Consider the following 15,819-nt stretch of genomic DNA (forward strand, 5'->3'; position numbering starts at 1 on the left):
ACTTTTCTTACAAAAAAGATATATTCGTGTAACAATCTTAAATGCTCTGCTACTAACTAAGCATCTAAACACTACACAATGAAAAACAAACTACTATCTGGAGGATTCTTCTTTCTAGCTGGGCTCTGCCTTCAAGCACAAGAAGTAACCTACGAAGAATATGACCTAGACAACGGTCTTCACGTTATTCTACACCAAGACAATACGGCACCTATTGTCACAACCTCGGTTATGTACCACGTTGGCGGAAAGGACCGCACAGAAGGACGTACCGGTTTTGCCCACTTTTTTGAACATTTGCTTTTTGAGGGCACAAAAAATATTGAACGTGGCAAATGGTTTGAAATCGTTTCTTCCAACGGCGGCAAAAATAATGCGAACACCTCTCAAGACCGCACCTACTATTACGAAGTATTCCCTTCCAACAACTTAGAATTAGGCCTTTGGCTTGAATCCGAACGGATGCTTCATCCGGTTATTGACCAAAAAGGTATAGATACGCAGCAGGAAGTAGTTAAAGAAGAAAAGCGACTTCGTTATGACAATAGGCCCTACGGCCAGCTCATTACGGTTGTGGGCGAAAACCTGTTCAAAAAACACCCCTACAAAGACCCTAACATTGGTTACATGGCAGATTTAGATGCTGCTACCCTAGAAGATGTTATCGCTTATAATAAAAAATATTACTCCCCCAATAACGCTGTGCTCGTAGTTGCAGGTGATATTGATTTAACGGATACTAAAAAAATGGTTGAAGACTATTTTGGAGATATCCCCAAAGGAGAAGAAGTTTCGCGCAACTACCCCAAAGAAGACCCCATTTTGAAAGAAGTCAGAACCAAGACTTATGATGCCAACATTCAAATTCCCGCGTCTGTAATTTCATATAGAACGCCAGGTTTCAGAGAAAGAGATGCCTATGTTTTGGATATGATCTCTACCTATCTGAGCGATGGACGCAGTTCCAAACTCTACAAAAAAATGGTAGATGACCAAAAACAGGCCCTGCAAGTGGGGGCATTTAATATTGGTCAAGAAGATTACGGCATGTACTTGGTGTATGCCCTTCCCGTGGGAGAAACCAGCTTAGATGTTCTAATAACTGAAATGGAAGAAGAGATTGCCAAAGTTAGAGACAGCCTTATTTCAGAAAAGGACCATCAAAAATTATTGAATAAGTTCGAAAATCAATTCGTAAACTCCAACTCTAGTGTTGAGGGTATTGCAAATTCTTTGGCTCGTAACTACTTACTTTATGGCGATACCGAACTGATCAATAAAGAAATTGACATCTTTACATCTATTACACGCGAAGAAATAATGGAAGTAGCGAACAAATACCTAAGACCAGACCAACGGGTGATTATAGATTATCTGCCCGAAGAGCCACAAGCCAACTAGTCAACAGCATTTTACTTCTAAACAAAATACACTATACATGAAAAATATATTCACAACTTTATTCTTTCTTGTTTTTGCCTTAAGTGCAGAAGCGCAGATAGACCGCAGTCAGATGCCCGAACCAGGCCCAGCTCCGGAAATCAACCTAAAAGACCCACAAACTTTTGAACTTAGAAACGGACTTAAGGTTCTTGTCGTGGAAAACCACAAACTCCCAAGAGTATCCATTCAATTGAGTATTGACAACCCTCCTGTTTTAGAAGGCAACAAAGCTGGTGTTTCGGCACTAACGGGCAGTTTACTGGGCAAAGGTTCAAAAAATATAAAAAAGGACGATTTTAATGAGGAGGTCGATTTTCTTGGCGCGCGCATCAACTTTGGTTCTACCAGTGCATATGCTTCTTCTCTATCAAAATACTTTCCTAGACTTCTTGAGTTAATGGCAGATGCTGCTATTAATCCCAACTTTACACAGGATGAATTTGATAAAGAGAAACAGAAAATAATTACCGGCCTCAAATCCGAAGAAAAAAGTGTTACCGCGATTGCAAGCAGAGCGGGTTTAGCTTTGGCATATACCAAAAAACACCCTTACGGTGAATTTATGACCGAAGAAAGCCTAAACAAGGTTTCCCTTACCGATGTGATTCAGTTTTATGAAGATTATTTTGTTCCCGCAAATGCCTATTTGGTAATTGTAGGCGATATAAAATTTGATGATGTCCAGACATTGGTTGAAGAACAATTCACACCATGGACAAAAGCGACACCTCCTTCTTTTGGTTTTACCAAACCTTCTGATGCACTTTATGCGCAAATCAACTTTATAGATGTGCCCAACGCAGTTCAATCCGAAATTACGGTAGAGAATCTGGTAGATTTGCAGAAAAAAGATCCAGATTACCTCTCTGCACTTATGGCAAACGAAATTTTAGGTGGTGGTGGTGAAGGCCGTTTATTCCTGAACCTTCGTGAAGACAAAGCATATACTTACGGCTCGTATTCCCGTCTTGGCAATGACAAGTATGTACCGGCCCGTTTTAGAGCTTCGGCAAGCGTTAGAAATGCGGTTACCGATAGTTCTGTTGTAGAAATCCTGAAAGAGCTTGAGCGTATTCGCACGGAACCCGTAACAAAAGAAGAGCTTGAGAACACAAAAGCCAAATACACCGGTCGGTTTGTTATGGCATTGGAAGACCCTTCTACTATTGCCGATTATGCTTTGGATATTGAAACCGAAGATCTACCAAAAGATTTCTACAAGACCTATCTTGAAAAAATAAATGCGATTACAATAGAAGATGTACAACAGGCTGCACAGAAATACATAAAGCCGAAGAACATTCGCATAGTAGTAGCCGGCAAAGGCAGTGAAGTGATCGATAATCTTGAAAATGTAACCTATAAAGGCAGGAAAATACCCGTTCAATATTTTGACAAAAACATTAACGCAACCAAAAAGCCGGACTATAATGCCAGCGTACCTACCAATGTTACGGCAAAAACAGTCCTGAACGCCTATATTGATGCCATTGGAGGAAAAGAAAAGCTGGCAGGCATTTCATCCTACGTTCTTTTGGCCGAAGCGGAAATGCAAGGCATGAAATTGAACTTGGAAGTCAAAAAAACGAATAAAAACCAATTCATGCAAGACGTAACCGTAGCCGGAAGTTCTATGAGCAAACAAGTGCTTAATGAAGATAAAGGATATATGGTTATGCAAGGACAAAGAAAAGACATGGGTCCTGATGAAATAGCCAAGGTTAAGGACGAATCTGCCCCTTTCCCTGAATTGAACTATCTAGATGCCAATGTTTCTTTAGAGGGTATAAAAACCATTGAAGGAAAAAAAGCTTATAAACTTAAAATTTCTGATGAAAAATCAATTTTCTACGATATGGAAAGCGGACTAAAACTTCAAGAGGTGACTACTGCGGAAATGGCGGGACAGGTAATGACAAGCACCATTACCTATATGGATTACAAAGAGGTTTCCGGCATACAATTCCCATTTATATTGGCACAGACCGTAGGACCGCAACGCTTTGAATTTATAGTTTCCGAGATCAAAGTGAACGAAGGGGTCTCAGACAGTGATTTTGAATAGATGTATATAAAAAAAAGCTAAAAAATTACGGCCAAAACCTATCAAATAAGGTTCTGGCCGTTTTTATATGTTACCCAAAAGCTTGATTAATCCCCATCATTATCATTAAACGTTACCACAATGCTAGCAGCACTTGAATAATCGTTCTTGAGCAATGCGATTATTTCCGTTACCGCGTCTCTCAGTACTACAATTTTGTCCGCATCGTTTTTCGCAAAACTTCTTAAACTTTCCTCTGTTTCAGAAAATAGCGTGATTGCATTTTCAAAAGCCATCAAAATACCAGCATTAAGATCAGGTCTATCCAAAACCTCTACAAGGTATTCCTCCATGCCAAAACCATCATCCGTAAAATCACCCGTATAAGTATCCCGCAACGCTTCCAAGTTTGCCAGAATAGCTTCTTTAGAATATTCACTGTAATAGGCCTCCAAACGCAATTCAGGCGAAGCCGGGTTGTTAATTACCTGTTCCAACTTTGTGATTTTTATAGTTTCCAGCCCAGCAATAACAGCGTTGACCGTCAAGTTCTGACTACCGTTCACGCCACTTTCTAGGCGCTCTTTAAAGGAAGATTCGGTTGCGCTCCATAATTCTTGCAGATTTTCCGCATTGGTCTGCAAGTTGTTGGCAACAGCCAACAGATAATTAAGCCTATTTTCCGCATTTTCTCCGGTGGTCATTGCAGCCAACACTTCGGTATCAGTACTACCATAAAGCAAATACTCCATTACACCGTAGCCTTTTGATGAAGATCCCACACTAACGATAAAATCCTCGTTTATGTTGGTTTCAGTAGCAATACTCTCTTCTACAAAAGATTGATTAACCGGCCATTCATGGATTTGTGAATGTATAAAAGAGTTTCTTACCACCCCTATATTGTAGATTTCCATTTGCATCCACCACATAAATGCTTCGGACCAGCTATTTTTTAAAGCCGACAAGGTGGTTTCCGTAGGTTCTGCCTTAAATTCATTTGCACTGACCACCAATTGTTCTGTTAAACTGATATGCCCTACTTGAAGTGGCGCAATTTGATTATCATAAAGATTTTCGATCTGCAGACTTCTTCCTTCTTCTACACTGGTGCTTTCTTCTTCCGTCACTCCACTATCATCAGAACCACAAGAAATATTCAATGCCAAGGCGGCAAAAAAAGAGGTTGTAACTGCAATTATTTTCTGATACTTCATTTTATTCATTATAATGTTTCAATAAATCTAATGATCTGACCCCGTTCTTCCTTATCTAGTGCCATAAAACGGTTTTTGATTTCCTCTGCTTCACCTCCATGCCACAAAATAGCTTCTTCAATAGTTCTAGCCCTACCATCATGCAACAGATTCGTATGGTCATTAACGGTCTCTATCAACCCTACTCCCCATAATGGTGGTGTTCTCCATTCTACTCCAGATGCCCTATACTCAGGAGCGTTATCCGCCAAGCCCTCTCCCATATCATGTAACAGTAAATCAGTGTAAGGACGTATGGTCTGGTTTGCCAAAGCATCTATCTCATAAGCCCCTGTTTCATGCACGGCTATATGGCAACCCGAACAATGAATAGTGTTGAAAAGCTCTTTGCCTTTTAACACATCTTCATCATCTACATCACGTCTTGCGGGCACGGACAATGTTGCCGAATAAAAAGTAACTTTATCTAAATTCTCATCAGTAATTTCAGGATTTCCACCATTAGCAATTTCATCACAATTTAGAGTCCCATTACAATTTTCATCCGGAAATAAGGATGAGGTTATACCCAAATCTCCCGAGAATGCGGCCGCAATCTGTTGTTTTACACTCGGTTGATTGGCCTTCCAGCCAAACCTACCCAATTTAAAACCATCTGACTCCGCATCATAAACATAATTTGCCCGACCCGATATACCATCGTTGTCCGCATCGTTCTCATCCTCATAACTCAATACAACCATTTCCGGAATAGCATCTAATAAACCAAGACCCACCATCTGACTGGCAACTCTTGGAGAAACCAGAATGGAGGGATCCATGGCTCCGTAGTTTAGATCAACCATCTCATAAGTTGGCTTTTGTAATTCTACGGAGTTACCGTCTTCATAAGTTACCGTTATGTTTTCATAGGTTACCTTTAATGTTCCTTCATTGGAAACACTTAAAATGCTGTTATCCTGAAATTGACTTCCGTAGATAGGGTCAGGAATATTAATTCCATGTTGATCAGTGCCGGAAAGGGATAAACGCAACAAGAGTCCATGTGCCAATTCTCCCTCAAAAGCTGGAGGCCTACCTCTACCATCCTTGAAGTGACAACCAGAACATGAGCGTGCATTAAAAAAAGGACCTAGACCATCACGTGCCGTAGTAGAAGCCGGTGCCGTTACCCAATTCTGGTTGAACAGCGAATTGCCTACTCCAAAGGTTATCTGCTCATCCAAAGACAATCCATCTACCGAAAAACCAAATGCATCGGGCGAGAAAATAAAGGATGTAGCATTGCCCCCGGATAGTTCTTCGTTTTCTTCCACAACGAGCGGTACATAATCATCCGATTCACTACAGGATATAAAGACCAAACACATGATCAACACACCAAAGTGGCGGTTTAAATATGATTTGACGCAACAGGGGAAATATTCCATAACAATTAAAAACAGGAAAACAGGGTCTCTTTAAGGAGTCCCTGTTTTGCATTACCTTAAAATGAGTTATTACTCAATACCCAAAGAAGTTTTTGCCTCTAAAAGTTTATTGCCAAATTCAGTAAGAGCTACTACCGCTTCTTGCACTTTAGCCCCTTCTTCACTTGTAATTCCGTCCGATATGGCATAATCGAAAGGGATGGCCGTTGCACCTACCGCAGTTTCGGCTGCTGTAAGCAAAGCATCAAGTTCTGCAGCCAAATCAGCATCTGCTTCTTCAATTAAATCTGCCAAAGAAAGTCCGCTAACGCTACCATACGTACCATTATAAACATTTGCGATTCCTTCAAGGTTCAATCTAATATCACGATGTGTATTATCACTGAAACAAGAATGCTCATCTTCTTGATTTTGATTTTCAAGAGCTACGGCCATTCGCTCAATAGCAAGTTCACTACTGGATAATTCGGCAATACTACTTAAAATATTGTTTAATGCTTCATCTTCCGGCAAAGCCAAAAATGTAGTTCTGTAACTAGAAGACCAAGTATCGGCAACTTCTTGAAGATTGTCCACCAATAACTCGGCCACAAGCTGTAAATACAGTCTTCTTCTGTCTTGATTAGCTGCCGTACCACCATCTACAAAATCTGTATAAGGTCTTTGCCCACTTAGTTTTTCAGAAGGATCGGTGTTATCCTGGCCCCAAAGTAAAAATTCTATGGCATGGTAGCCCACAGATACATTCTCTTCGGTATCACCTTCACCGTTCTTGACTATTAAATTTTCTTTAGTGATTTCAAAGGTTGCAGCTTCCTCATTAATAAGGCCAGCGGTTTCATCACCTTCTACATAATCTACATAAGCCTCATCCATAGGCCATGAATTCAATAAACCTTCCAACTCCTCCGTATCACCTGAATCTATAGGACCGTTTGCAAACCGAAAAGCCTCACTAGGACCATACGATTCCCTAGATGCTAACCATGCAGTCTTTGCCGCATCAAAATTAGCTTGGGTAGGCTCCGCTACAAATGTATCTATGGCGTCTTGCAAAGCTTCAGCATCTGCAAGTGCTTGGGCATAATTGGCCTCTACAACATCCGCATAATTGCTTATCACCTCGGTACGAACAAGCGTTTCTTCTTCCTCTTTCGTGCCAGTTGTACCATTATCATCACTTGAACATGCCGTTAATGCCAAAGCGAAAAGACCTGGTAAGTATAATTTAAAGATATTCTTTTTCATTAGGATTTTATTTAGACTTAATTAACTTAATTTGGCAAATGTATTTTTTAGCGACCAATCTCGCAACATTTATTTAGATTAAGTTAAAATAAAGCCCAAATATTACATGGTTACAACCCTCACAAAAAAATTCAACTTTCTAAAATAGAGAAAATTAGCGGCACACTATTTTTTTCTTTTATTCACCAACCACACTCCAAATAGAATTACCAAACCACCAATAAGTTGGTACCCATTAAGTGATTCCCCATCCAAAACCGCCCAAACAATAGCCACTAAAGGAATAAGATAGGTTACCGAAGCGGCAAACACAGGGCTAGACAAATGAATCAATTTATTAAAAAAGATATTAGCTATCGCGGTACCTATAACGGCTAATGCCAATAAATACCATAACGAAGATTGCATGGCAACATTACTTTGAATTTCCTTAAAAAATCCAGAATAACAAACAAGAATCAAAGCAGGCACAAAAGCCACTGCAAAACTAGCGGTTGTCACCGCCAACGGCCTTAAATGCGCCAAGTGTTTTTTTATAATATTAATGTTCAAGGCATACCCTAAAGCAGAAATCAATATAAAAATGGCATACCAATAATTCTGATCGGGATTAAAGTCCATTCCTGCTACAATCAATGCAATGGTTCCCGCCAAGCCAATAAACACCCCTAAAATCTGTCTTTTGGTAATGATAGCACCAAATAGAAGTACACCTACAATAGTGGTCAACAAGGGCACTACCGAATTAAAAATTGAAGTTACCCCACTATCTATTTGGGTTTGGGCCAATGCAAATAAAAATGGCGGAAAAAAGGAACTTAGTAAGCCTGCCAATGTAATCCATTTCCAGTCATTAAGACTTAAAGCTCGAATGCTTTTAAAACCGAATAAAAAAAGAACCAACGATGCAAATACAATTCGCAAACCTCCTAACTGCATTGGACTGAGACCTATTAGCGCTTTTTTTATTAAAATAAATGAAGAGCCCCAAACAAGCGACAACAACACAAGGTAAAGCCACTTTTTTTTATAATCGTCCAATACGTTTCTTGATTAGTCGTGATTTTTAAAACGAATAGTAAAGATGCGTCTTTTTTGAGAAAAACGGCATTTTTACGCCCTAGATTATCCCTTCAAAACACACTTCCTTTATTCATACATTTCAAAACAAATTTTAAAGCTATCCTAATAATTAGATTTCATTGAATTATTCTAACCGTCATAGGAGTATTATATTTGCAAAAAACATAACATGAAAAACATACTTGTACTAATCACACTTGCCATTGCTACCCTAACTTTCTCATGCAATAGCAAAGTAGACAACACCCAGATGAAAACCGTTATGGCCGTTCATGACGAAGTAATGCCAGAAATGAGCAAAATGGGCAAATTGGTAGGTGACCTTAGCAGTAAGGAAGATAGTACAGAGGTTGGTTTAAAATATAAAGAAGCGCGCAAAGACCTTCAGGCAGCTCATAAATCTATGATGGATTGGATGCAAAATTTTGGTGCTCGGTTTACTTCAGATGAGATTCTTAACGGCGCAGAACTTTCAGAAGAAAAGCAGGTTTGGTTAAATGAAGAGGAAGAAAAAGTCGAAAAATTACGCGAGCAAATAAACGAAAGCATCAAAACCGCTGAAGATTTATTAAAGGAGTAAGCAGTTTCACGTAGTATACCGAAAAAACACAGCGTTAGCAGATAAATAAAAGCATCTACTGCGACTAAGGTGTATTTTTACAGCGCACATTAGTTTAAAAGTCATATTGCTATGAAAAATTTGTTTTTGATGTTGGCCTTAGTTATGGTTTTAGGAACCGCTACTGCACAGGATACGGCTACAGAATCTACTAAAATGGAAAAAGTCATGGAATCTCATGACATTGTGATGGATAAAATGCCCACAATTTCCAAACTAATGAACAAGCTTCAGACTAAAGCGAACGCTTCCTACAAGAAGAAAAAGTACGAAGATGCTATTGCAGACCTTAAAAATGCCAACCAATCCATGATGACCTGGATGGAAAATTTCGGAAAGCGTTTTGATGCGGACGAAATGCTAAAAGGCAAAGCACTAACTCCTAAAAAACAAGAATGGTTACTTGAGGAGGAAAAAAATGTTGCTCAATTAGACGAAGAAATAGATTTGAGTATTGCCCAAGCAAACGCTGTTCTTAACAACTAAACCATACTCATAATCTACCACCTAGGACTTACCATGAGCCGCCATTTCCATATCGGCAATATGGGCCACGGTTTTCACTAATCGGTTATGATTCTTCACGAACGGGTTGGTTTTATCCCAAACATACCCTGCCAAGACTGCACAAATCTGTTCTTTTATTACCTTGTTTTCTGTACTATGAAAGAATATAGTCTGCAGATTACCCGTATACCATTCCTTTACATACGTAGAAAATACGTCAACACCTTCTAACATATAATCTGTATACTGTGTTTGCCAATCTACCTCTTCGCCTTTCAATTCTTTAGTAACGAGTTGGGCCGCCAAATGTGCGGACTCTACGGCAAAAGTTACTCCGGAAGAAAATACGGGGTCTAAGAACTCCGCACTGTTTCCCGTTAAGGCAAAACCTTTTCCGTACAACTGTTTTACAGATTTGGCAATGTTCTTTATCATTCGGGGCTCGTACTTATAATCTAAGCCATCAAACCTATCAAAATAATAGCTAGACAACCTCATCATTTCTTGAAGCTTCTCGGTATTCGTGCCTTTAAAAGAATCCATATAACCTGTTTTCCCCACATAACCTATACTCGTATCTCCGTTAGAAAATGGGATGACCCACAACCAAGTATCCGTATCAATTACATCAAACGTAATAATCGTTCCCTCTCTTCCTTCTGGTCTTTTTATATCTTTTACATGGGTAAATATGGAAGAATGTTTAGGTATTTCTGAAGGTTTGTCTAAATCTAATAAACGAGGTAAAACCCTACCAAAACCACTAGAGTCTACTATAAATTTGGCTTTAACGGTAGATTCATTTCCCTTAACATCCCTTATAGTTGTAGTTGACGAGCCATCATCAGCAAACTCAACCGCAGTAACCTCTTGTTCAAAAGCAATATCTACACCCCAAGATTGAAGCTCATCCGTGAGGGCTTTATCAAAATCGGCCCTTGGCACTTGCCACGTCCAGTCCCAACCTTCCCCATGCTTTTTACTAAAATCAAAATTACAGACCACACCCTGATTATTCATAAAACGGGCACCATCTTTAACCTCAAAATTCATAGCCTTTAGACAATCTAACAACCCCACAGCATCAAAATGATCCATGCAACGCGGTATCAAGCTTTCTCCTATTACAAAACGTGGAAATTTACTCTTCTCGACTACCTTTACTTTTAATCCTTGTTTATGAAGATACGCGGAAGCTACAGAACCAGAAGGCCCTGCCCCAATAACCAAAACATCAATCTTTTCTTGCTGCATTTAATTCACTTTAATGTTAACATTCAAGAAGTTGCGACACTAATAAATGTAGGGCACCTCACTCAAAGAAGTGCTTTGTCGGCTAAATTAAGACATTGATTCACTAATTATTATAAATTTGCAATCCAAAATCCCTAATTTTAGGCTACCAAGTCTTATTTACCGACGTCACTAAAATATTACAAATACCTCATAGAATCAACCATAGATGCCAAAAATAAAAGGAACGTTAGGAATTGAAGAGTTCTACAGTATTATCTTTAAAGACGAACCATTATCAATTGATGACAAAGTCTTCAAGACCGTTCAGGACAGTTTTGATTTTCTAAAAGAATTTTCAAAGAACAAAGTTATTTACGGAGTCAATACAGGCTTTGGCCCCATGGCCCAATACAAAATAAAAGATTCCGAGACTATTCAATTGCAATACAACTTGATTCGTAGCCATGCTTCGGGCACCGGGAATCCTATACGTCCAAAATACGTTAAGGCAGCTATGTTAGCACGGTTGAATACGTTAAGTTTGGGTAATTCTGGTGTTCATCCTTCTGTTCTTGAAACGATGACCGACTTAATCAATAAAGATGTTACTCCACTTATCTACGAACATGGTGGCGTAGGCGCTAGTGGTGATTTGGTTCAATTGGCACATTTGGCTCTTGTTCTTATTGGTGAAGGTGAAGTTTTTTACAAAGGAGAAAGAAGACCTACCCAAGATGTTTTCAAAGAATTAAATATCACCCCTATAAAAGTAGAATTGCGTGAAGGTCTTGGTTTAATAAACGGAACCTCCGTAATGACCGGTATAGGAATCGTAAATGCTATTTACACCCGTAGATTACTAGAATGGACTATTTGTTGTTCTTCGGCTATAAATGAAATTATGCATGCTTATGACGATCATTTATCGGAAGAGCTTAACCATACAAAAAGACATAAAGGCCAACGCGAAATTGCGCGAGCAATGCGAAGCCACTTAGAAGACAGCACCCTTACTCGCAAGAGAGAACACCACTTGTATGTAGATAATAATGGTGTTTCTGTCTTTGAAGAAAAAGTACAAGAATACTACTCCATACGTTGTGTACCACAGATATTAGGACCCGTGTTAGACACTTTACAAAATGTAGAACGCACGCTTATAGAAGAAGTAAATTCTGCCAATGACAACCCTATTGTTAATGTAGAAAAGAAGCATGTATATCATGGGGGTAATTTCCACGGAGATTATATTTCCTTGGAGATGGACAAACTTAAACTTGTAGTAACCAAAATGACTATGTTGGCGGAAAGACAACTTAACTATCTCTTAAATTCAAAATTGAACGATATTCTGCCACCTTTCGTAAATTTAGGCACCTTAGGACTTAATTTTGGAATGCAAGGGGTACAGTTTACTGCTACCTCAACCACCGCTGAGAACCAAATGTTATCTAACCCAATGTACGTTCACAGCATTCCTAATAACAATGACAATCAAGATATTGTTAGTATGGGTACCAATGCGGCCAATATCACCAAACAGGTCATAGAGAATGCTTTTGAAGTGGTTGCCATAGAAATGATTACCGTGGTCCAAGCTATAGAATACTTAGATTTAAAAGACAAGGTTTCATCAAAGACCAGAAAAATGTACGACGCGGTTCGTAAAATAGTTCCCCCGTTTAAAGAAGACACTATTATGTATCCTTATGTTAACGAGGTAAAAGACTATATTATTAACCATCAAAACAAAGAAGTAAAATGAAAACACTAGCATTTTTATTAGTACTTATTGTCAATACATCAACCCTTTTCGCACAAGAATATGCTTTAGTAAGAGAGGACGGTAAATTTGGATTTATTGATAAGACAGGCGCTTATGTTATAGACCCTCAATTTGACAAGGCAGATAGTTTTTCAGATGGATTGGCGGCGGCCTTAGAGAATGATTTCTGGGGATTTATCAATATTAAGGGAGAATGGGCAATTAAACCTGAATATGATAGGGTAAAAATGTTCAACTCCGGTTTTGCTTTAGCTTTAAAGGATGACCAATGGAGGTATATTGACACCTCCGGAAAAAAACTAGAAACTCCAAGTAGTGAAAAGTATTACGACTTTGAAGAAGGTGTTGCTCTATATCGTTCTGGTGAAAAAATCGGTCTTTTGGGAACAAATGGAAAACTTATTTTAGAACCTACTTATGACGGTATTAAAAAATTTAGAAACGGTCATGCCAAAGTAAATAATGGTGAATTATGGGGTATGATTGATAATACAGGTAAAGTTATTATACCCGTTGAATATGAAGAAATAGGCAATACCTACAAAGAAGCAGGTGTCTACGGAAAGAAAGACGGTACGTTTGGTATTATCCATGATGGAAGTTTTAATCCAATTGACAACGCAACGAAAGTGTACAACTTTCACGGAGATTCAAAACTTACATATGCCTCTCGTGAGAAAAAAGCAGGTTTTGTAAATAGCAAAGGAGAATGGGTACTAGAACCTACATATGATAAGGCCAGAGCTTTTTCTAACGGGTTAGCTCCTGTGGCAGTAGACAAAAAATGGGGCTATATCAACGAAAAAGGGGAAATGGTCATAGAACCACAATTCCGTGATGCAGAAGTATTTTCCGCAAGCGGATTTGCTCCCGTAAAAGATAAAAACTGGGGATTTATTGATACTTCAGGAAAAGTTATTATCCCAATGGAATATGGCATTTCAGGTAATTTTGCCTTCTTTAAAGGAGCTGAAGAAAAAGGCTTTGTAAATGGGCTAGCTAGGGTAAAATCTAAAAAAGGCTGGGGATTCTTTAATGAAAAAGGCGAGTTATTGGGCGATAAGTGGTTTCAAAATGCGGAGCCTTTTGTGTCCGTTAAATAGAACCATACGCTTTTATTAACTACAAAATTTTGCTAGCTTTAGTTAAAAACTTAGCAACCAGAACTATTCACTCCTAACTTAGGAGTATGGAAAAACTTACAATTCTTAAATGGAAGAAAAGAAAGCGGAAAAACAAAAATACGCATTGGTAACAGGAGGTTCCAGGGGAATAGGCCGTGCAGTCTGTGTTCAATTGGCGAAAGACTTAGATTATCAAATTCTTATCAATTATAATAGCAATAAAGCGGCAGCCGAAGAAACCCTAAAACTTGTAGAGGAAGCTGGAGGAAAAGGCGAACTCATGCCTTTTAGTGTTACAGATGCAGAAGCAGTTAAATCTACATTTGAGAAATGGCACGAGTCTCATGAAAACGATGTAATTGAAGTAATCGTAAACAATGCCGGAATCACTCAAGACGGCATGTTCATGTGGATGAAATATGAAGATTGGTCTAAAGTTATAGACACAAGCCTTAATGGTTTCTATAATGTCACCAACACACTTATTCAAAAACTTCTGGTCAACAAATATGGCCGTATTATAAACATGGTTTCGGTTTCAGGCCTTAAGGGCACCCCGGGACAAACCAATTATTCCGCAGCCAAAGGAGCCGTTATTGGGGCAACAAAAGCACTTGCACAAGAAATTGCCAAAAGAAACGTTACAGTAAATGCCGTTGCACCCGGTTTCATCAAAACCGATATGACCAACGACCTTGATGAAAAGGAATTAAAACGTATGATTCCTGCAAATAGGTTTGGTAAAGCAGAAGAAGTGGCACACGTGGTATCATTTTTAGCTTCAAAAAAATCAAGCTATATTACAGGTGAAGTCATCAATATCAATGGCGGTATTTATTCTTAAAAACTACAGAAGGGGCAATGAGAAGAGTAGTAATCACAGGTATGGGTATATATTCTTGTATAGGCAAAAACCTAGACGAGGTAAAGACGTCCCTGTATGAAGGTAAATCCGGTATTGTCATTGACCAAGAACGTCTTGACTTTGGATATCGCTCCGGGCTTACCGGAATGGTGGAGGAACCCAACCTAAAAAAACTCTTATCTAGAAGACAACGCTTAAGCCTTGGTGAAGAGGGACAGTATGCTTATATGGCTACTATTGAAGCCCTAAAAAATGCTAAAATCAAAGACAGTTTCTTTGACGAGAACGAAGTTGGCGTTATTTACGGTAATGACAGTACGGCTAGATCAGTAGTAGAATCTACAGATATATTAAGAGAAAAGAAAGACACTACTTTGGTAGGCTCAGGCGCCATTTTTAAGGCAATGAACTCTACCATTACCATGAATCTTTCAACAATCTTTAGGCTTAGAGGTGTTAACTTTACTATTAGTGCCGCTTGCGCAAGCGGATCTCATTCTATTGGAATGGGGTATCACCTTATTAAAAGCGGACTACAAGATTGTATTATAACAGGTGGAGCACAAGAAATAAATAAATTGGCCATGGGTAGTTTTGATGGTCTTGGGGTATTTGCAACTGTTGACGGTGACCCCGCAAAAGCATCAAGACCTTTTGACCAAGCTAGAAACGGATTAGTACCTAGCGGTGGTGGCGCCACTTTGATTTTAGAAAGCTACGAATCTGCAGTGAAAAGAGGCGCTCCTATTTTAGGGGAAATTATTGGGTATGGTTTTTCATCTAACGGCGGGCATATTTCCACCCCTAATGTTGATGGTCCTACACGTGCCATGCGTAACGCCCTTAACGACGCAAATATTGATGCTTCATCTATAGATTACGTGAATGCGCATGCCACATCTACTCCGGTTGGTGATGCAAATGAGGCGAAAGCCATTTATGAAGTCTTTGGCGGACACAATCCTCCGGTCAGTTCAACCAAGTCGATGACAGGGCATGAATGTTGGATGGCAGGAGCGAGCGAAGTGATTTATAGTATGCTCATGATGGAACATTCCTTTGTAGCACCTAACATCAACTTAGAAAATATTGATGTAGATGCTGCAAAATTAAACATAGTTAAGGAAACGTTAAATAAAAAAATTGATGTATTTTTGTCCAATTCATTCGGATTTGGTGGTACAAATTCCGCTTTGATATTAAAAAAATGCTAGCGA

At 39.1% G+C, this 15,819-nt stretch carries 13 protein-coding genes; 8 read left to right on the top strand and 5 right to left on the bottom strand.

The window, feature by feature from the left end; all coding sequences use genetic code 11:
* The first annotated feature begins 78 nt into the window (after positions 1 to 78).
* Both IWC72_RS04240 and IWC72_RS04245 read left to right on the top strand, forming a co-directional pair.
* The gene (locus IWC72_RS04240) at positions 79 to 1,401 is read left to right on the top strand and encodes a M16 family metallopeptidase (RefSeq protein ID WP_194528926.1); all 1,323 of its coding nucleotides are present in this window, start codon (positions 79 to 81) and stop codon (positions 1,399 to 1,401) included.
* 37 nt (positions 1,402 to 1,438) lie between these two features.
* Positions 1,439 to 3,508, top strand: a complete 2,070-nt coding sequence (locus tag IWC72_RS04245; protein ID WP_194528927.1) for a M16 family metallopeptidase — start codon at positions 1,439 to 1,441, stop codon at positions 3,506 to 3,508.
* 86 nt (positions 3,509 to 3,594) lie between these two features.
* On the opposite strand, the gene IWC72_RS04250 is transcribed toward IWC72_RS04245, so the two are convergent.
* From IWC72_RS04250 to IWC72_RS04265, 4 genes are all read right to left on the bottom strand, one after another.
* Positions 3,595 to 4,704: an imelysin family protein gene (locus IWC72_RS04250; RefSeq protein ID WP_194528928.1), complete on the bottom strand. Its 1,110-nt coding sequence runs from the start codon at positions 4,702 to 4,704 to the stop codon at positions 3,595 to 3,597.
* 8 nt (positions 4,705 to 4,712) lie between these two features.
* A complete protein-coding gene (locus IWC72_RS04255) occupies positions 4,713 to 6,074 on the bottom strand; it encodes a di-heme oxidoreductase family protein (protein ID WP_194528929.1) in 1,362 nt (453 codons plus the stop codon).
* A gap of 129 nt (positions 6,075 to 6,203) precedes the next feature.
* Positions 6,204 to 7,382, bottom strand: coding sequence for an imelysin family protein (locus tag IWC72_RS04260; RefSeq protein ID WP_194528930.1), 1,179 nt, complete (start codon positions 7,380 to 7,382; stop codon positions 6,204 to 6,206).
* A 165-nt stretch (positions 7,383 to 7,547) separates the two neighbouring features.
* Positions 7,548 to 8,423, bottom strand: a complete 876-nt coding sequence (locus IWC72_RS04265; protein ID WP_194528931.1) for a DMT family transporter — start codon at positions 8,421 to 8,423, stop codon at positions 7,548 to 7,550.
* A 211-nt stretch (positions 8,424 to 8,634) separates the two neighbouring features.
* Here IWC72_RS04265 and IWC72_RS04270 point away from each other — a divergent pair, with 211 nt between their 5' ends.
* Both IWC72_RS04270 and IWC72_RS04275 read left to right on the top strand, forming a co-directional pair.
* A complete protein-coding gene (locus IWC72_RS04270) occupies positions 8,635 to 9,045 on the top strand; it encodes a hypothetical protein (protein WP_194528932.1) in 411 nt (136 codons plus the stop codon).
* 111 nt (positions 9,046 to 9,156) lie between these two features.
* A complete protein-coding gene (locus IWC72_RS04275) occupies positions 9,157 to 9,570 on the top strand; it encodes a hypothetical protein (RefSeq protein WP_194528933.1) in 414 nt (137 codons plus the stop codon).
* A gap of 21 nt (positions 9,571 to 9,591) precedes the next feature.
* On the opposite strand, the gene IWC72_RS04280 is transcribed toward IWC72_RS04275, so the two are convergent.
* Complete coding sequence (locus tag IWC72_RS04280) at positions 9,592 to 10,845, bottom strand: NAD(P)/FAD-dependent oxidoreductase (RefSeq protein ID WP_194528934.1); 1,254 nt, start codon at positions 10,843 to 10,845, stop codon at positions 9,592 to 9,594.
* 208 nt (positions 10,846 to 11,053) lie between these two features.
* On the opposite strand from IWC72_RS04280, the gene IWC72_RS04285 reads away from it, so the two are divergent.
* From IWC72_RS04285 to IWC72_RS04300, 4 genes are all read left to right on the top strand, one after another.
* Positions 11,054 to 12,592 (top strand): HAL/PAL/TAL family ammonia-lyase, encoded by a 1,539-nt coding sequence (locus tag IWC72_RS04285; protein ID WP_194528935.1) that lies wholly within the window; start codon positions 11,054 to 11,056, stop codon positions 12,590 to 12,592.
* Positions 12,589 to 13,716 (top strand): WG repeat-containing protein, encoded by a 1,128-nt coding sequence (locus tag IWC72_RS04290; RefSeq protein WP_194528936.1) that lies wholly within the window; start codon positions 12,589 to 12,591, stop codon positions 13,714 to 13,716. Before IWC72_RS04285 ends, IWC72_RS04290 begins: the two co-directional genes overlap by 4 nt.
* 109 nt (positions 13,717 to 13,825) lie before the next feature.
* Complete coding sequence (gene fabG / locus IWC72_RS04295) at positions 13,826 to 14,581, top strand: 3-oxoacyl-ACP reductase FabG (RefSeq protein ID WP_194525003.1); 756 nt, start codon at positions 13,826 to 13,828, stop codon at positions 14,579 to 14,581.
* A gap of 17 nt (positions 14,582 to 14,598) precedes the next feature.
* Positions 14,599 to 15,816 (top strand): beta-ketoacyl-[acyl-carrier-protein] synthase family protein, encoded by a 1,218-nt coding sequence (locus tag IWC72_RS04300; protein ID WP_194528937.1) that lies wholly within the window; start codon positions 14,599 to 14,601, stop codon positions 15,814 to 15,816.
* Positions 15,817 to 15,819: the final 3 nt, after the last annotated feature.

Source organism: Zobellia roscoffensis (assembly GCF_015330165.1).
In the GTDB taxonomy this organism is placed as follows: domain Bacteria; phylum Bacteroidota; class Bacteroidia; order Flavobacteriales; family Flavobacteriaceae; genus Zobellia; species Zobellia roscoffensis.